Source organism: Seramator thermalis (assembly GCF_004138125.1).
GTDB classification, from domain to species: domain Bacteria; phylum Bacteroidota; class Bacteroidia; order Bacteroidales; family Dysgonomonadaceae; genus Seramator; species Seramator thermalis.
The window spans coordinates 223,841-243,393 of sequence record NZ_RXHS01000005.1 but is presented as its reverse complement, the minus strand read 5'-3'; the positions used below and the strand labels follow the sequence as shown (position 1 = coordinate 243,393).

Sequence of the window (19,553 nt, the reverse complement as noted above, 5' to 3'; positions counted from 1 at the left end):
TCAAATTACGAGTTACCAATTACGAATGGATTGAAGTTAGCTCACAACTATTAGCTTGCAACCGAGCTGATAGTTTTTCGAATAAAAAGATATAAACCATTAAGACATTAAGGATATTAAGAATTCAGAAATTGACAATTTAAAAAAGAAGTGAAGAAGTCGGAAGTGAAGAAGTCGGAAGTGAAGAAGTTGGAAGTAAGAAGTAAGAAATGGAAATTTCAAATTACAAGTTACCAATTACGAATGGATTGAAGTTAGCTCACAACTATTAGCTTGCAACCGAGCTGATAGTTTTTCGAATAAAAAGATATAAACCATTAAGACATTAAGGATATTAAGAATTCAGAAATTGACAATTGAGAATTAACAAGAAGTAGAGAAATGAGAAAGGAAGACACGGGCAGAGTTATGTCGGCCGGCAGCATGAAAAGGAGAGAAAACGGACGTATCAACAAAAAAAGTAACCTAAAAAGGGAGGGTGTCAATAACCGGAAATAACCAAAAGTGGTCTTAAGAATGGGAATCACCATAAGGAGAGGACACCGACCACCGAATGCTATTTTTTTGTAGTTTTGCATTTTCGAAAGTACACCATCATGGCTGAAGATTTCAAAGAGAGCACCAATCGCCGATGGTTGGCTGCCTATGTGAAGATGCACCACGAGAAAAAGGTGCGCGACCGGTTGACGGAGCTGGGAATCGAAAACTTCCTCCCGGTGCAGAAAGAGGTGCGTCAGTGGAGCGACCGCAGGAAGGAGATAGAGCGGGTGCTCATCCCCATGATGATCTTCGTCTATGTGAACCCCGATGAGCAACGCACCGTCATCACCCTTCCTTCGGTATTGCGCTACATGGTACTCCGCGGCGAACATACCCCCACTGTCATCCCTGCAGCACAAATGGAGCAGTTCCGCTTCATGGTCGATTATTCCGAGAACCCCGTCAACTTCGACACCCGCCCGCTCCGTCCCGGTGAAAAGGTACGCGTGATCAAAGGATCGCTTACCGGCCTGGAAGGCGAGCTCGTTACCATCGACGGCAAGTCGAGTATCGTCATCCGTATCGAACAACTCGGCTGTGCCACGGTAGAGATGCACAGCTCCATGGTGGAGCCGATCGGATAAATTTTTGCATCGATTTCCATCCCAAAGATGCTTTCCTTCAACTAATTTGGGTTCTATATGAATTTGTATGGGTAAACGTACAAACACTATCTTTGAGACATCGCAGGTTTAGCTAATAGCTTTTTTGCTAAACACATGGTTCATTGATTCTTGGGGCGTTGCCCCAAACCCCACATGCTTTTTTGCCTTGATGCAAAAAAGTATGCAAAAAAGATCAAGACTGCATCTCCTCATCGACCCGATAGCTGCTTGTTCGCTAAAAGACAAATAACTCGCCGCCTTGCGGCGGCTCAAACAGCTTGTCTTTTGCCTGACGGCACGCTCTCTGCGCAGATCGGGTGCCCCGATGATGTGATGAGGTCGGGAGAATAAAGGATAATTGATAATTGACAATTGAGAATTTAAGAAAGAAGTAAAGAAGTTAGAAGTCAGAAAGATCATAACCCCTGCACTGCCTGGCGGCAGTGCTTGTCCCCTTATCTTAAGGGGACGGTTATATGGCAAGTGTGATCCGACTCCCCTCTTAAGATAAGAGGGGTACCGCCGAAGGCGGGGAGGTGTTATGAATTAATTGACAATTGACAAATAATAATGGATAATATAGGAGAAGTGGGGAAGTTAGAAATGGTGATTGAAAATTACGAGTTTTCGTCTTGTTTGTTCTTTTTTGCTGGTGTGGATATTCGTTTGTTCAACTGCAGTAGTTCTGCCTTTCAGGCAGGGATTGCAGGGACGTCTTTGTCCGCAGGTCGGTGACCTGCGGTTATGAAGGTTATTGCCTTTCAGGCAAAGGCAGCCTTATTGTCGAAGGAAGGCTACACATCGTTTTTCAGAATGTTTTTGGGCTTGAAAAGCCGGATTTTCATAACCGCAGAATTTATTCTGCGGCATGAATCGTCGTCAGAAACCTGCCTGGAAGGCAGAACATTTATTTGCCACGAAGGCGCAAAGACGCGAAGTCGGCTTCGTCCTCAGAATATCATAACCCCTGCACTGCCTGGCGGCAGTGCTTGTCCCCTTATCTTAAGGGGACGGTTATATGGCAAGTGTGATCCAACTCCCCTCTTAAGATAAGAGGGGTACCGCCGAAGACGGGGAGGTGTTATGATGTAATGGAGAATGGTTAATGAGAAAAGAAATGAGGGAGGGAACGGGTTATCCGTAATTCATGAGGCAACCTCAATTTTTATCTACCCACACTATTTCACATAGAGCCATAATTTGCCATATTTGTCCCCTATGCGGGTATCCTTTTACGGGGAATACCCGGGGTAAACGATAACGGCAGTAGCTTTCCATTCATCATCACGGCAAAAGGAAAGCATTCGGTTCAATTGAAAAAGCCGGGATACCATCCAGCATGCCTGCATAACGGCAAGAGCCGCGGATTCTTGATACCCTTGTTGGAAGATAAGGTCGCCCTGCATTCCAACGGAGGAGAGATTCTCAACGGCCGGGCGCAGCGGTGAGAACCAGCCCCTGAGCCGGCCCGTGCGACGGGTTCTCACCCGGGAGGTTCTTTCTCTATCCGGCATGGGCGAAGGAGGCACCCGTGACGACGGCAGTGCCTTTTGCCCCTTTTCGTATTTTAATGAGCTATTCACCGTGAACGTATTTCCTATCTGTGATTTTAACGAAAAAAAAAGAGAGATTTATCGTTTTTTTGTTTTAATTTTGTTGCCGAAAAAAAGGACTGCCTCACACACATATGTGACAGGTAGTCACGAAGTGTGCTTAAATGTGAAGTAAATGAGTAAAATATTGGTCACTGGCGGCGCCGGATTTATTGGCTCCAATTTTATAGGACTTTATAAACAAACTCTAATTAACCAAATAAGGATTATTGATCGTTTGAAAAAACATTCATCTCATAAATAATACCATATCCCCTGATTCAATTTTAAAAGATTGATTAATAAGCGAAAAAGGGATAATGGAACCGTTTTTCAAAACAATTTTCGTCAATGAATCCACTTTAATAGTTACTTCAATAGGACTATGCAAATCATTGTTTTGAATCATCAAAAACCTATTGGAATCATTCTCAATCTCAGAAATAAGTGCAGTATTACATTTTATATCCAAAGACTTCACATAATCAGGCAAGGCTGCTAAGCGTTTCCCTCCATCAGGTATGTTGGATCCATAATGACTTACATTTTTTACTTCACCGGATAAAAAAATATACTTCAACGCATTTATTTCGCTGTTCATTTTTTTTAGATGATCATAGACAAGAGTTCTTGATCCGTCCTTTTCAATTGGACCGGAATAATATTGAAAGTTCAGGCTGTTATAAGTCCAATAGGTATAATATTGAATTCCTTTTGCACCATAGGCTAAGTTAGAATATACTTGAAGTCGCAAATGTTCCAAAGTAGGTATGGGATAATCTCCATGAGAAGTGGTTAAAGCAAATGCCCAAAAGGGCTTTCCCATATCTCTGCTTTCATCTCGAATGATCTCGAGATTTTTATACCATCCATATCGGATATTGTTACCATTAAGAATAGGATAAAAATCGAACGATATTACTTTCAATGATAATTCTTCAACAGATCGTCTTATGTATTCACTATAATTTCGTGCACCCAAATCTGATGCGAGTATAGAATTAGGATATAAATTCACGTAACATAAATGTTGGTCATCAACGGAAGCTATTGTTTGAATAATCTTTTTCAAGTACGGCAAATCATAAAGTGTTGATTCATCTTTAATAAAATACCCCGCATTAGCAGGATGATCTTTAAACTTTTTTACGGTTGAAAGGGTATTACTCTCCAATTCGGGGCAACGGATTAATATTTTCATTCCTACCTGCTTCGCAATATCCAACGCTTTTTGTACACTGTCAACATTGGGATAAAAAGAATAATTGATATTTATACCTGCATCCTTAGCTTCACGAAAACGTTCGATATTTGTATATTTGGGAGGAACTCCCAACCATGCTATAATGGGAAAATCCGTTGTATCTTTTACTTTAGGATATCTGCTTAAATCCACATTGGCGGTTAATGTAGCAATATCTTTAGCTGTTGTTATGATGGTTTTATAATCTTCTCCTGCATCAGTCAAACAGCTGGTAAATATGAATATCAATAAAAACAGGAGATACGCTTTCCGATAATGAACTATCATAAATTTGATTTAATTTTTTATGCCGTAAAGATATAAATTATTTCAATAAATAGAAATAATCTTCACCAACGATAAGAATCATTAAATAAATCAATAATCGTTGTAACTTGAGCACCAATTTGGAATATACACATTCGGCAAATAAGAAATCATGTCGCTTAAAGAAGAAGCATTAAGGGGTATTGTATGGTCATTTGCACAACAATTCGGCACACAGATTATCAGTTTCATAGTTTCCTTGGTCCTGGCACGAATTCTTATGCCAAGCGATTTTGGAACAATCGCCGTTTTTGGAGTATTCATGAACATTGGCTCTGTATTAATTGACGGAGGATTAACCAATTCGTTAATCAGAACTCAACATCCTGATGATGCCGATTTTTCAACCGTCTTTTATTTTAACTTAGTCACAAGTATCCTTGTTTACTTTCTCCTAGTCTTAGTTGCACCTTGGATTGCGATTTTTTTTAACATGCCCGAATTAAGCCGAATAATAAGAGTTTATGCGCTTTCGTTGCCAATTGGAGCTTTTTCCTCCGTTCAACAAACGCTATTTACCAAAAAAATGGATTTCAAAACACAACTGAAAATTCAACTACCCTCCTTACTCATAGGAGGAATTACGGGCATTATACTGGCATATAGCGGTTTTAGAGTATGGTCGTTGGTAATAATGGCTCTTTTGCAAACTTTGCTCTCTTCTCTCCAATTCTGGTTTTATTCCGGTTGGCGACCTAAAAAAATCTTTGACAAAGAAAAATTTCGATTCCATTTTGATTTCGGATATAAATTGGCTTTATCAGGATTAATCAATGCCATTTTTCAAAATATTTATACAATTGTGATCGGTAAAATCTATACTGCCGCCCAACTTGGCTATTACAACAAAGCCAATTCCATGCAACAACTGCCGGTGATCAACATAAGTTCGGCATTAAATAGGGTTACCTACCCTTTATTCTCAAAAATTCAAGAAGATAATATACAATTAAGGCACGTTTACAGTCAAATCATGAAAATGGTCATTTTTATTATAACACCCTTAATAGTTATCATGGGTGTTTTAGGGATTCCATTATTTCGATTTCTGTTTACCGAAAAATGGCTACCAGCCGTTCCTTATTTCAGAATTCTATGTATAGCAGGTGTTTTATATCCCATTCATTCCTATAATCTGAACATTTTGAAGACCAAAGGAAGAAGCGATCTTTTTCTCAAACTGGAAATTATAAAAAAAATAATCACCGTTTTAGTTCTTTTGCTTACTTTTCGCTTAGGTATAATAGGGCTTTTGTGGGGTATGGTCGTAACCTCATTTATAGCATTGACTATCAATTGCCATTATAGTGGCAAATTTTTGCATTATTCAATATGGGATCAATTTAAAGATTTGTTGCCAAGTATTCTTTTAAGTCTGTATACAGGAAGTGTCTTATGGTTGTTTGATGCACATGTGATGACGGATTGCGAGGATTTTATTCGTTTATTCGTTGGAACTATTTTGGGTATAATCATATATATCGGAACTGCTTTTATATTCAAATTTAAGGAACTAAATTTTATAAAGAATACATTGCACCAAATAAAATAGGATATTTTTCGTTAATTTTATAACTCGTTATGAACAATCAGAAAAAAATAACCGTAACTTCTCCACTCCTGCCTCCATTGGAGGAATTTATTCCTTATCTGGAAGATATTTGGAAGCGGAAATGGATTACCAATAACGGACATTACCATCAGGAACTGGAGAAAGCATTGTGCGAATACCTGAAAGTTCCTTATTTGAGTCTGTTTACCAACGGTACGCTGCCCATTATGGTCGCTTTACAAGCATTACGCATTACCGGTGAGGTGATTACCACGCCTTACAGCTTTGTAGCTACAACACATTCTTTGTGGTGGAATGGAATTAAACCGGTCTTTGTAGATATTGACCCGAAAACAGGGAATATTGATCCTGATAAAATCGAAGCAGCCATCACACCCAAAACCACGGCTATCATGCCGGTGCATGTATATGGAAATCCGTGTGATACAGAGAAAATAAAGAACATTGCCGATACGTACGGATTGAAAGTTATCTACGATGCTGCTCATTCCTTTGGTGTTGAAGTGAGCGGTAAATCTATTCTAAACGAAGGTGACCTATCCACATTAAGTTTTCATGCCACTAAAACCTACAATACCATTGAAGGTGGTGCATTGATTTGTCATGATGCAGAAACGAAAAAACGGATCGATTATCTGAAAAACTTTGGGTTTGCCGGCGAAACAACGGTAGTAGCTCCCGGTATCAACGGGAAAATGGATGAAGTAAGAGCAGCCTACGGTTTGGTGTCGTTAAACTATGTGGACGATGCCATCGCTAAACGGAAAGAGGTTGCTCAGCAATACAGAGAAGCATTAAAGAATATTGCAGGAATTACCGTTTTTGAAGATTTCGAAAATGTAAAGCATAACTATTCCTATTTCCCAATCCTGGTAAATGAAGAGTTATACGGACTTACACGTGATGAATTGTACAAGAAGTTGAAAGCAAACAATATTTTCAGTCGTCGCTACTTTTACCCGTTAATCAGTAATTTCTCTACCTATCGCGGATTACCTTCAGCTAATAAAGATAATTTACCTGTTGCCAACAGGATAGCCGATACCGTGATTTGTTTACCAATTCATCACGAGATAAGTAAAGATGATTTAAATAGAATAATAGAAAAGATAGTAAGATGAAAAAACTCTTATTGTTGGGTGGACTTCGTTATTTAATTCCTGTTATTGAAGCAGCTCACAAACTAGGGATATATGTCATTACTTGTGATTATCTTCCTAATAATATTGCACATAAATACTCCGATGAATATCACAATGTTAGTATAACCGATAAAGATGCTGTTTTGGCTTTAGCTCAAAAATTGGAAATTGATGGAATTATGTCGTTTGCTGTTGATCCAGGCGTACTAACTACTGCTTATGTGGCTGAAAAGATGGGGTTACCCTCTTGTGGTCCATATCAGTCTGTTCAGATATTACAAAATAAAGCTCTATTCAGGAAATTTTTGGCTGATAATAACTTTAACGTACCACAAGCCTTTGGGACTGACAGCTACGAAGAGGCGGTGAGAGAAATAGAACGATTAAAAATGCCAGTGATCGTAAAACCTGTTGATGCTGCAGGAAGTAAAGGTGTGGTAAAAGTAGCAGATAAGATTGATTTAAAGAATGCCTTTGAATTTGCAAAATCATATTCATTAACAAAACAGGTAATCGTTGAAGAATTCATAGAAAAAAGTGGATTTTCCTCCGATTCTGATGGATTTTCAGTTAATGGCGAATTGATATGTGCTTCCTTCAATCGGCAGTATTTCGATGATGAAGCTTCAAATCCTTACACACCTTCTGCTTATAGTTGGCCATCTTCTTTTAATAACAAACAAGAAGAAGAATTAAAAAAAGAGCTACAGAGGCTTGTAAAGTTACTAGAACTGAAAACGTCCGTATATAATATTGAAGTCCGAATAAATGAACAAGGGAAACCTTTTATTATGGAATTTTCACCCAGAGGAGGAGGAAACAGACTTTCTGAAATGATTAGATATGGTACGGGCGTTGATTTTATTACGAATGCTGTTCGCGCTGCTATTGGCACGCCTACTGAAAATATTAATTCATTAGTGTTCGATAGTTATTGGGCAGAAATAATTTTACATTCTAATGTCGCAGGTAACTTTTCTTCAATCAGTATTGATGAAAAATACAGAAATAACATCATAGAAGAAGATGTTTGGGTAAAAAAGGGAGAACCGGTCAGAACTTTCCAAGGAGCAAATGATGCAATTGGTACGCTCGTTTTGAAATTTGACAATCAGGAAGAAATGGAATTTGCTTTGAGTAAAAGAGACGAATGGGTTAAAATAAATGTCGAATGAATTCTATTGGGGGATATTTTGAACTGGAACTGCCTCATGGAGAAGAATATCACAAGAATGCAATCAGACTTAATACAGGAAGAAATGCTTTTGAGTATATATTAAGAGCAAAAGCATACCAAAAAGTATATCTACCTTATTATACTTGTGATGTTATGCTCGAACCCATACAAAAATTAAACATACAATTTGAGTTTTATTCAATTGATGAATTCTTTCAGCCCATATTTGACTTTTCAATAATAAAAGACGATGAAGTTTTTGTATATAACAATTACCTTGGCATCTGCGACAATCAGGTAAAAGAAGTAGCAGCTAAATGCAAAAATCTAATTATAGATAATTCACAGGCATTTTATTCTATGCCTTTACCTGGTGTAAATACCTTTTATTCCCCACGCAAATTTTTTGGAATACCCGATGGAGCTTATCTTTACACCGAATAAATTACGAAAAAGCAAGTTAGATATTGAAACAAGGTAAAGATTAATATTTTGCTACAAAGTTCGCTTTTTACCGTAGGTTGAAATATCCGATAATCAAGATTTACAAGAAAACATGAGAATGAAACTTACATCATACGTAAAGAACACAAGAGCATCGTCACGAGCACGTAGATAATATTTTAACCCTTTCTTTACGTTTTGTAAAATACTGATTGTAAACAATTTAAAAAAATTAAACAGATGAAAAAAAATATAAAACAGAATTTAGTAATAATTGGGACTAGCACTACTGCAATACATGTTTATAATTTTGTAAATGAATATGGATTGTACAATATTACTGGTTTTGCCGTTGACAGAGAATATATAAAAGAAAGAACTTTTTTAGGTTTACCTATATTTGCCATAGATGAAATTGAGGAAAAAATTGACAAGAATAAAGATCTTCTATTTATTGCGATGCTTTGGAATAGATTGAATGCAGATAGAAGAAAAGTATATGAACAATTGAAAATCAAAGGTTTTAGCTTTGCAAATATTATTTCTCCTACTGCCAAGGTACGTGGAAAGCTAGAAGGTGATAATTGTTGGATACATGATTATGTAATAATTCAAAATGATGCTATTATCGGAACAAATGTTGCAATGATGGCTTTTACACTTATTGGTGCGCATTGTGAAATTGGTTCTCATTGCTTCTTTGGCGCTAAATCGACCGTTGGAGGAGGGTGTAAAATAGGTGAACAAACTTTTGTTGGAATTAATGCTACTATTTTTGATGATAGAATTGTTGGAAGAAAGTGTATAGTTGGTGCTTGTACTGCACTAAAAAGGGATTTGCCTGATTTCTCTTCTTGTAAAACTGATATAAATAGTATGCTAGTTAAAACTTATGACGAAAATATTGTTGAGGGAAAGTTGCTATTTAGTGAAAATAAACATTAGAAATATTTGATATGAAACAATCTATCTTAGGTCTTTATTATGAAGACTTTGTTGAAGGAGAAGAAATTGTACACGCGTTATCGAAAACAATTTTCGAGAGTGATAATAATTTGTTCAGTCTGTTGACAATGAATCATCACCCCGTGCATACAAACCTGGATTATGCACAAAAGAACCAGCATGGGAAAATTTTGGTTGTAGGTACATTGGTGTTTTCAATTGTTGTTGGCATGACAGTCCCCGATATCAGCGGGAAAGCCATTGCCAACTTAGGTTATGAAGAGGTGAAACATTTAGCTCCAGTCTTTATCAACGACACACTTTATGCTAAAACCAAAATACTCAGTAAGCGGGAATCAAAAAACAAAACAGACAGAGGAATTGTCTATGTAGAGACTATTGGCTACAATCAAAACGGTCAGGATGTAATTAGTTTCAGAAGAAACGTATTAATAAAAAAGAAAAATTATGATAAATAATTATTTAATGCGCAGTTTGATGTTTGTTCCTGCACACAATACAAAATTGATGGATAGTGCTCTACATAGAGATGCAGATGTGCTGCTGCTTGACATAGAAGATTCTGTGCAACCAGTTGAAAACAAACAAATAGCCCGGGATAATATTGAAAAGTATGTCAAAGAAGGGAAATTTAAAAATAAGATAGTTTTCCCCAGAGTGAATGACCGGGAAAGTGGACATTTGCTAAAGGATGTATATCAACTAACCCTGGATGGAATAGAGGGATTTATGTATCCTAAATCAAAAAAAGGAGAAGATATTTACTTTTTTGGGAAGTTGCTTGAAACAATCGAGTATGAGAAAAAAATACCCCGACATACATTTAAAATAATAGCTCTTATAGAAACCCCGGGAGCCGTCTTAAATATTCAGGAAATATGTACTGCTTGTCCCGAAAGATTGGTAGCTGTGGCATTCGGTTGTGAGGATTATATGACTGAGTTGGGAGGTAAACACGACCTTGAAAGTCAAAGTATATTCACTGCCAGATCGATCATTGCCATGGGAGCAAAAGCGAATAATGTCATACCAATCGATACTGTACATATACGTGTGCACGATATGGAAGATTTGGAGCGAAACCTGATTATCGGCAGAAATTTAGGTTTTGAAGGAATGCTGGTGTTAAACCCAAAAGAAATTCCATTGGTACATCAGTACTATTCACCTTCGGAAGAAGAAGTAGCCTGGGCGACAGAGATGCTTGAATTATCTGAAGAAGCTGTTTTACTGGGTAAAGGTGTTGCGGTTAAAGACGAAAAATTTATCGGTCCGCCAATGGTGAAAATGGCAAAAAAAATTCTGCATAAACACGATCTTATTGAAAAATTAAATCAGTAAAGTATGCTTTACCATATATGAATGAATCTAATAGAGAACCGTTAGCTAGTATTTGCTGTTTCACCCATAATCACGAGCCATACATTCGAGATGCCATTCAACAAAAGAGAACCTAAAATAGAGTTTATCTTTAATAATTTATTATAGCGTTCTTTTACACACCTTTGTGGTACGATAAAAAATATATCACAAAATGAAATACGACAAAGTTCGAAAACATCCGAATCAGTTGCTGTCTTTAACAGGTTTTACCCCCGAGGAATTTGAAGCCTTCGTTCCTACATTTGAATATCATTGGAATGAGTACTATAGTCGTTTCACATTAAAGGGGAAACCCCGTCAGAGAATTTCCTATAATCGAAAAAGCAGTCAATTGCCCCTGATAAGAGACAAACTTCTGTTCATCCTCTCTTACCTGAAAAATAACCCGTTGCAGGAGTATCACGATGCAACCTACGGCATGACACAGCCCCGGTGCAACGAATGGATCCATCGTTTATCGGATACCCTGCTCAAGTCGCTTAAAACCCTTGGGGAATTGCCGGAGAGAAACCATTTGCGGATTAAATATCTGACGGGACAATGTGAGGATATATTGCTCGACGGGACGAAAAGTCCGATTGAACGTCCGCAAGATTCGGACAGGCAAAAATCCTGTTACACAGTGGAGAAAAAACTCATAGCGTGAAGAATGATCTGCTTTGCACGCCGGACAGACGCATTCTGTGGCTGTCAAAGACTTGCGGGGGACATGTTCACGACAAGAAAATAATGGACGAACAACCATTGGTGTTGCCCAAAGGAATCACCTTGTGGCAGGATACGGGGTTTGTGGGGCATATGCCGGAAAACGTAACCGTAAAAATGCCTGCAAAAAAGCCAAAAGGCAAAGAGTTGACCCATGCCCAAAAACAGGAAAACGGAAAAATATCGAGTTTCCGTATTCCGGTGGAACACGCCATTGGCGGAATCAAAAAATGTCGTATTGTCAAAGAACGTTTCAGGTGTCGCAAGTTTGGTTTTGACGATTTAGTTATGCTCATTACTTGCGGCCTACATAATTTCAGAATCACAATGTCTCTCAATTTGAGACCTGTATAATTTTAATGAATATAATGTCTAATGAATATCCTACATATATTTCCTGATGATAAGTTTTTTGATTCCGTATCAGATACTTTTGACGAAATTGATATGATTCACAATACCTATCTTTTTTATATTTCTGATATTTCGTATAAATTTAAATATATAAAAAAAACATATAAACTGAAAATTGTTCACGACAGAAAGGAATATCTCAATTTTTTTTCGAATCCATCATTTGATGTTGTTTTTTTTCATTCATTGCCTGAATATAACTACAACTTAATCAATTATACAGATCCCGGTAAAATTATAATTTGGTGGAGTTGGGGGTTTGATATTTATGATAGCGAACATGGCTTAAAAGCTCTCATTCCTATAGATCTATATAAACCTCTTACTAAAAATTATATTAAACAGTTTCGAGATTCAATAAATATGAAGTTTATTCGTGATTTGATACTGAAACCTTTCTTTTTAAAGAAAAGGGGAAAAGCCATCAGTAGAATAGATTATTATTCGCCTGTTCTACCCATTGAATATGAGTTAATGAAAAAAAACAGTTTTTTTCATGCAAAATTGTTCCTGCCTGGAGGTCCTTCAAAAATATTAAAAAATATTCCCTTACATAATTTTACTTCGAATCAAAATATATTAATTGGAAATTCGGCAACTCCCTCAAACAACCATTTGGATATATTAAATATCATTAAGGATTTCTCATTGAAATCACGACAAGTAATATTACCTTTGAGTTATGGAGATCAAAATTATGCTGACTTTGTAAAACAATATTTACCTTCACATTTAAATAATGTCATTCTCCAAAATTTTCTCACAAAAGAAGAATATAACTCAATTACAGATAATTGTTCACATGCTATTTTCGGAAATATAAGACAACAATCTCTAGGTAATATTCATATGTGTTTACGTAATGGAACAAAAGTATATTTATTTAAAGATAGTCTTGTATATAAACAACTAACAAAAAACGGCTACAAAATTTTTACTATAGAAGATGATTTAACACAAGAATCAATCGATACTCCTTTACCTTATGAAGATGCGAAACATAATCATTTTTTATATACGAATAAAAATGGAGGAGCCGATTATATCGCAAACGAATTTAAAAAGATAAAGTCTCCGCATTAGTCTATCTAATATATTGAATCAAAACCCTATCTGAATCATAAATATGAATAAGTCTTCTGTCAATTATTCCATTATAATTCCTCACAAAAATATTCCTACACTATTGAGACGCTGTTTGGACTCAATACCAAAAAGAAATGATGTCCAAATAATCGTAGTAGATGATAATAGTGATCCGGGAATAGTGGATTTTTCAAAATTCCCTGGTCTGAATGAAACAAATATAGAAGTATATTTTACCAAAGAAGGAAAAGGTGCCGGCTATGCAAGAAATATCGGTTTATCAAAAGCAAAAGGGAAATGGTTGATTTTTGCTGATGCAGATGATTTCTTTAATGATTGTTTCCATGAAATAATGGATAAGTACCAAACGGTGGATGCTGATATCATTTTTTTCCTTTCGAATTCGGTTGAATGTGATACAATGCATCCTATTGAAAGCAGAGGAAAGATTTATAATGAATGGCTGATTGAATCTCTTAAAAAAGGAATAATACTGGAAGAAGTAAGATACTGCATCAATCCGCCATGGGCAAAAATATTTTCAAACTCGTTTATAAAGGCTAATCAAATACAATTTGATGAAGTATTTACAGCAAATGATGTCATGTTTTCCGTTAAAAGTAGTCATTTAGCTAACAAAATCCTGATAGACGCGAATTATCTATATTGCTCAACAGTTAGATCAGATTCACTTGATTCTCAAACTCAACTTGATCACATTCAATCGAGATTTGAAGTGGCACTTGAAAAATATAATTATTTGTTAGAAATTGGGAAAACCAAATATCGAATGGATGTATTTAACTTTATTATGCAAGTAAAAAAACAAAATAATCCAGATTGGATAAAACATTTTTTAATTCCCACCATTAAGACAATGAAATTTAAGGATATCTCCATCGATTTATTTTTAAAATTCAAAGATAAAACAAAATATCTTTTTATTGAGAGATGCATAACTGATTAGATTTGATATACTAAATTAATACAAATTCAAATAATGAACAATCCCAAATTATCGGTTATCATACCTATTTATGGAGTAGAAGAACGAATAGAAAAATGCGCCATATCTTTGTTTGAACAAACTTTGCAAGAGATTGAATATATATTTGTTAATGATTGCACTCCTGACAACAGTTTATTTATACTAAATAAAATCATAGAAAAATATCCTAAGAGAAAGGAAAACATAATCTTAATCAATCATCAACAAAATAAGGGACTAAGTGCTGCTAGATTAACCGGCCTAAACATAGCAACGGGTGAATACATAATTCATTGCGACAGCGACGATTGGGTTGAGCCCAATATGTATGAATTAATGCTAAGTAAAGCTAAAGAAGAAAATGCAGACATAGTATGTGCCGGTTTATTTTACGATGATGGCGAGAAAGTTAGTGTTGACACTTTTAGTAGCCATATTTCACCAATGAGTAAAATGGATTATTTATCTAAAATACCGCTAGGAGGTAAATACTCTTCACTATGCAATAAACTCATCAAAAGAGAACTATATTTTAGCAATAATGTTTTTCCAATTCAGGGTATTTCCATGTGGGAAGATATGGTTGTCACATACAGATTAGTTTATTATTCAAAAAAAATTTCAATTATTTCGACTCCACTTTACCATTACATTCATAACAATAATTCAATTTCATCTCCAAAATCATATAACGAAAATAATGTGAAGCAGCAAATTGAATGTGCACAATTCATTGAGAATTTCTTTAAAAATAAAGAAATTAATGAATATAAAAAATACAACTTACTAATACAATTTTTAAAATTTGCATCAAAGGCTCCGTATTTAACGAACAAAAACATTCGTGATTTAAAATCTTGGCAAAATATTTTCCCTGAAACTCACAAATACATAATGGAATATACCGAAATTTCTTTTTTAAGTAAACTAAATTATCTTTTAGCATGTACTCCCTTTATTAAAATTTCTGCTAAGATTTTTGATATTTACAATTCTATAAAACAAAATAATTTAATTATAAAAAAATACTTTGGAGTTCGCACAAAAAAAGTTGATAAATAGTTGTAATAATTTTGATTTTGATATAATTAAAGATACTTTTTATAAAGATAAAATGGGAAGAAATAATTACAGAAATAGCGCCGTATTACTTATAACAGGGTCTATTGATATTAATAAAAATATTCCTCATATAAAATTAACAGATACAACAGAACGTCTACAACAATATATTGATTCAATCGAATATGCTATTAAAAAATATCATTCCATTCAAAAAATTGTATTTGCAGAAAATACAAACTACTTATACAACTATACAAAGCTCAAAGAATTATCAAAAATATATGATAAAGAGCTAGAAATAATTTCTTTTCAAGGTAATCAAACAAAAACCTCTATCCATGGAAAGGGTTATGGTGAAATCGAAATTATAAATTATGCATTAAAACACAGCGAATTGATTAACACATCAGATATTTTTATCAAACTAACTGGGAGAATTAAAGTATCGAATTTTGATTTTGTCATTCTTTCTTCGTACGAGAATAATTCATTCTATTATGTTTCAAGAGCAAATCCACCATATATTGAAACTATCATCTACAAAATAGAAAAAAATCTTTTCATAAATCATTTTTCTGAAATTGGCACTGAAGTCTCTGATAAAGATGGATTTTATCTTGAACATGCATTTTTGAAAAAAATTGAATCATTAAAAGAACATTATAATTTTGGATCTTTTAGAGTTTATAGGTTTTTACGAGGAATTTCTGGTTCAACTGGAAATAAATATAATAGTTCTCTCAAATCAAAAATAGGCAATACTTTATATAGTATATTCAAACGGTTTGACATCAATAATAAATAAAATAATAAATGTACAATTTGTTTAAAAGAAATTCTAAAATAAATGATCAAAAAAAAATATTAATTTTCGACGACCAACTGAGCGGACATCATTTGGAATATCTTCATCATTTATATACAGGAGCTGTACAAGATAAAGCAAACAACTATATATTTGCACTTCCCGAAGGATTCGAAACAAAAAGTGAATTGAGATGGGACAAAGCCGACAATATAAGATTTCATCTTTTTAAAGATCAACCCTTTTCCACAAATAAAATCAAACGTTCTTTTGAACTCAGTAAATTTGTAAAAAAAATAGCGCAACAATATTGTGTAGATGAAGTTTTTTTTGTTTCGTTAATGAGCGTACTGCCTGCAATTTCTTTTGTTCTACCAAGATCGATAAAAATTTCGGGAATTATTTATCTGATATATCTATATCGATGGAAAGAATCAAATTTAAAACTCAAAATTGAAGATAGCATCAAATATCTCTTAATGAGTAATGGAAAACAATTTAAAACCGTTTTTTTATTGAATGATGAAATAGCTCCCATTTATTTGAATAAAAAATTCAAAACAAAGGTATTCCAATATTTACCGGATCCTTTTCTTTTATTACCAACCGAAAACCTGTATAATAACCTAAGGGAAAAACTTCATATTCCCAAAGAAAATAAAATTATTTTACATTTTGGCGCTCTGGCAAAAAGAAAAGGCTCATTGAATATTCTTGAGGCAATATCGCTTTGTAACGAAAAAGATTTAAAAAACCTGACATTTATTTTTGCAGGGAAAGTTGATGATGAAATCAAAGTGGATTTTTATCAAATCGTGAACGAAATTCGAGGAAATGTTCAAATAAATATTTTTGACGAGTTTTGCAGCTATGAGTTTCTTGCTTCACTATGTAGATTAAGTGATTTTTTATTGATCCCTTACTTAATGACCAGTCAAAGCAGTGGAGTAATCGGTTACGCAGCACAATTTAATAAACCTGTAGTTGTGCCGGGCAAGGGTTTGATCGGGAAGTTGGTCAAAAAATATAAGTTAGGGATCCTATTAACAGATTCTTCCCCTGCGGCAATAAAATCATTTATCTGCAATATAAATCAGTATGAGAGCATGAAAATTGATAATAACTATATTAAAGATAGGACCATAGTACGTTTTAACGACATTATATTTTCTCGATTCTATGTATGAATTCTTTTTACTCGATTTATGGCCTTATATTGGTATAGCATTGATTTTCATTCTATGTTATGTCTTTAACATAAAAGATAGGTCAAAAATTATTTATATTACTCTTTTATTATTCTGTATCTTTCGGTACGATGTTGGATGGGATTATTCGGCATACGTAGAAGAGATTAAACTTAACGTTATTAGTGAAAGATATGAACCATTAAGTAAATTATTTCTCACGCTTGCGGCAAATCTTCATTTCTATCCATTGGCCTTCATCCTTTTTGCATGGCCAACATTACTCTTGGTTTATAAATCGATCGAAAAATATTCAAATCATCCGACCCTATCATGGCTGGTGTATTTCTCTTTGCCATTATTCTTTTTTGCATCTTTATCAACTATCAGACAGTCTTTGGCGGCAGCAATAATTCTTTATTCTTACAAATATCTCAAGGAAGGGAAGAACTTACAATTTTTTATCTCCATATTAATTGCATCATTATTTCATTTATCGGGTATAGCAGGTATTTTCCTTTGGATAGTATATAAATTGAAATTAAGCAGAATAGTAAATATTATACTTTTTATTGTATCATTCATATTTCCGTTGTTTGTGAAAGATATAATCATGAGTTTTCTCTCAAATTACATTCCTGATTCAATAGTATCTACTCGACTTCAGTTTTATATCTATGCAGAAACTCAAGGCCATACGTTACTCCAATACCTATACTATGCTTTTGCAGGAATAAATTTATTATTTTATGATAGGCTAGTAAAAATCAACGAATCAAATAAACAATATATTTCTTTTGTAACATTTGGTGTTGTAATATTTAATTTGCTGTCTTTTGAACCAATTAGTGCAACACGAATTAGCGCGTTCTTTTTGATTTTTCTAATGTATATTATTCCCTATTATCCGAAAATATTCCCAATTAAATACCAGAAATTAATAGAACAAATAATATTTTTTCTGCTAATTTTTATTGTATTCTTTTATTTGTGGATATATATAAGTGCGTACAAAAATAACCAATTAGAAAAAATTTCGTTTATTCCTTACAAATTCTGGTTCAATCATCTATAATTGTCCAATAATGAAAATTGCATTAATTTTACCGAATATCATAGATAAAGCTCCGTTTGTAGACTACTATACAGATGTGTTCAAAGAAAATAAAAATATTGATTGGATTTATATAACCTGGCAAAGAGACAAAAAATCACAAGAAAATTATTTTGGTAAAAAAGTATATGAATTTAATTTTAAAAGTCCGGAAACAAATTCAAAAATAAAAAAAATATTTCATTATAAGTTTTTCGCTAGTTTTGTCAAAAAAGTATTAAAAGCTGAAAATGTGGATTATATTATAATATTTACAATTCAGGGGGGGGTATTTCTTCATGAATTTTTAAAGAAATACTTCGATAAGAAATACATCTTTGATATACGCGACTATTCTCCTCTTTATCCTTTTTTTAAGAAGAATGTGGAAGAATTGATTGAACACTCCGTCTTTTGTGTAATTTCTTCTCCAGGGTATAAACAATGGCTTCCAAGACAATATGAATATGTTTTGAGCCATAATATAAGAAAGAAACTTCTTCTTGAAGCAATGAGAACCATGGATCAATTAACTGTATTTAAACAAGGCAAACCAATAAAAATTCTAACAATAGGACAGATACGCGATTACTCTTCGAACTCGAAAATTATAAATTCATTAACGAACAAAAAAGAATTTGAGCTGTATTTCGTAGGAGAAGGAATTTGCACAAATCAGTTGAAAAAGTTTGCCGAAGTTGCAAATAATGTTTATTTCACTGGAAGGTATTTGAAAGCTGACGAAGGGGATATTGTAGAAAAATACGATTTGATAAACATATTATTGCCTATTAGTTATATCGATAATAACCTTATGACCAATCGTTTTTATTTATCATTAATTCATAGGAAACCAATGATTGTAAATAGAGAGAGTTTCCATGCCCAATATGTATCAAAATATAAAGTTGGTTTAATTATCGAAGAACATGATGATATTGGAGAAAAAATTTTAGAATATATAAACTCGTTTGACGAAACTATTTATCAAAAAAGTTGTCTTGAATTACTTTTTGATATAAAAAATGATATTGACGAATTTGAAACAAGGCTGAAAAACGCTCTAAATCAACCTAATAATGAATAACAAATTAATTATATAATTCACGATAAAAAAATAACAACTAAAAAATTAATTTTAATGATTATCCGTAATTCTTCCTAAAGAATTAACGGGGAAAGTTATAAACAAGTTTTAAAAATACTTGCACAATTCAC

At 34.1% G+C, this 19,553-nt stretch carries 18 protein-coding genes; 17 read left to right on the top strand and 1 reads right to left on the bottom strand.

What is annotated here, in order from left to right:
• Positions 1-596 precede the first annotated feature (596 nt).
• On the top strand, positions 597-1,124 hold the full coding sequence (locus EJN84_RS06290; protein WP_129594611.1) for a UpxY family transcription antiterminator: 528 nt from the start codon (positions 597-599) through the stop codon (positions 1,122-1,124).
• A 1,863-nt stretch (positions 1,125-2,987) separates the two neighbouring features.
• Here EJN84_RS06290 and EJN84_RS06285 read toward each other — a convergent pair.
• On the bottom strand, positions 2,988-4,268 hold the full coding sequence (locus tag EJN84_RS06285) for a beta-galactosidase (protein WP_129594610.1): 1,281 nt from the start codon (positions 4,266-4,268) through the stop codon (positions 2,988-2,990).
• A gap of 151 nt (positions 4,269-4,419) precedes the next feature.
• Between EJN84_RS06285 and EJN84_RS06280 the strand changes: the two genes are divergently transcribed.
• The 16 genes from EJN84_RS06280 to EJN84_RS06205 all read left to right on the top strand — a co-directional run bounded on the left by EJN84_RS06280 (position 4,420) and on the right by EJN84_RS06205 (position 19,422).
• Positions 4,420-5,859, top strand: coding sequence for a lipopolysaccharide biosynthesis protein (locus EJN84_RS06280; RefSeq protein ID WP_129594609.1), 1,440 nt, complete (start codon positions 4,420-4,422; stop codon positions 5,857-5,859).
• 29 nt (positions 5,860-5,888) lie between these two features.
• Positions 5,889-7,001 (top strand): DegT/DnrJ/EryC1/StrS family aminotransferase, encoded by a 1,113-nt coding sequence (locus EJN84_RS06275; RefSeq protein WP_129594608.1) that lies wholly within the window; start codon positions 5,889-5,891, stop codon positions 6,999-7,001.
• A complete protein-coding gene (locus tag EJN84_RS06270) occupies positions 6,998-8,197 on the top strand; it encodes an ATP-grasp domain-containing protein (protein ID WP_129594607.1) in 1,200 nt (399 codons plus the stop codon). Before EJN84_RS06275 ends, EJN84_RS06270 begins: the two co-directional genes overlap by 4 nt.
• Positions 8,194-8,643, top strand: a complete 450-nt coding sequence (locus tag EJN84_RS06265) for a hypothetical protein (protein WP_129594606.1) — start codon at positions 8,194-8,196, stop codon at positions 8,641-8,643. Before EJN84_RS06270 ends, EJN84_RS06265 begins: the two co-directional genes overlap by 4 nt.
• Positions 8,644-8,883: 240 nt before the next feature.
• On the top strand, positions 8,884-9,588 hold the full coding sequence (locus tag EJN84_RS06260) for an acetyltransferase (protein ID WP_129594605.1): 705 nt from the start codon (positions 8,884-8,886) through the stop codon (positions 9,586-9,588).
• An 11-nt stretch (positions 9,589-9,599) separates the two neighbouring features.
• A complete protein-coding gene (locus EJN84_RS06255) occupies positions 9,600-10,067 on the top strand; it encodes a MaoC family dehydratase (RefSeq protein WP_129594604.1) in 468 nt (155 codons plus the stop codon).
• Positions 10,057-10,950: an HpcH/HpaI aldolase/citrate lyase family protein gene (locus tag EJN84_RS06250; protein WP_238943947.1), complete on the top strand. Its 894-nt coding sequence runs from the start codon at positions 10,057-10,059 to the stop codon at positions 10,948-10,950. Before EJN84_RS06255 ends, EJN84_RS06250 begins: the two co-directional genes overlap by 11 nt.
• 193 nt (positions 10,951-11,143) lie before the next feature.
• Positions 11,144-11,638 carry a transposase family protein gene (locus EJN84_RS06245; protein WP_129594603.1) on the top strand — a complete coding sequence of 165 codons (495 nt, stop codon included), beginning with the start codon at positions 11,144-11,146 and terminating at the stop codon, positions 11,636-11,638.
• A complete protein-coding gene (locus EJN84_RS06240; protein WP_165004114.1) occupies positions 11,635-12,051 on the top strand; it encodes a transposase family protein in 417 nt (138 codons plus the stop codon). Before EJN84_RS06245 ends, EJN84_RS06240 begins: the two co-directional genes overlap by 4 nt.
• Before the next feature lie 21 nt (positions 12,052-12,072).
• Entirely contained in the window at positions 12,073-13,194 is a 1,122-nt protein-coding gene (locus tag EJN84_RS06235; protein ID WP_129594601.1) for a TDP-N-acetylfucosamine:lipid II N-acetylfucosaminyltransferase, read from the top strand.
• Positions 13,195-13,237: 43 nt separating this feature from the next.
• Positions 13,238-14,164: a glycosyltransferase family 2 protein gene (locus EJN84_RS06230; protein ID WP_129594600.1), complete on the top strand. Its 927-nt coding sequence runs from the start codon at positions 13,238-13,240 to the stop codon at positions 14,162-14,164.
• 33 nt (positions 14,165-14,197) lie between these two features.
• Positions 14,198-15,247, top strand: coding sequence for a glycosyltransferase family 2 protein (locus tag EJN84_RS06225; RefSeq protein WP_129594599.1), 1,050 nt, complete (start codon positions 14,198-14,200; stop codon positions 15,245-15,247).
• Positions 15,248-15,299: 52 nt separating this feature from the next.
• Complete coding sequence (locus EJN84_RS06220) at positions 15,300-16,055, top strand: hypothetical protein (protein WP_129594598.1); 756 nt, start codon at positions 15,300-15,302, stop codon at positions 16,053-16,055.
• 8 nt (positions 16,056-16,063) lie between these two features.
• The gene (locus EJN84_RS06215) at positions 16,064-17,242 is read left to right on the top strand and encodes a glycosyltransferase (protein WP_129594597.1); all 1,179 of its coding nucleotides are present in this window, start codon (positions 16,064-16,066) and stop codon (positions 17,240-17,242) included.
• A complete protein-coding gene (locus tag EJN84_RS12550) occupies positions 17,235-18,317 on the top strand; it encodes an EpsG family protein (RefSeq protein ID WP_129594596.1) in 1,083 nt (360 codons plus the stop codon). Before EJN84_RS06215 ends, EJN84_RS12550 begins: the two co-directional genes overlap by 8 nt.
• Positions 18,318-18,327: 10 nt before the next feature.
• Complete coding sequence (locus EJN84_RS06205) at positions 18,328-19,422, top strand: glycosyltransferase family protein (RefSeq protein WP_129594595.1); 1,095 nt, start codon at positions 18,328-18,330, stop codon at positions 19,420-19,422.
• Positions 19,423-19,553: the final 131 nt, after the last annotated feature.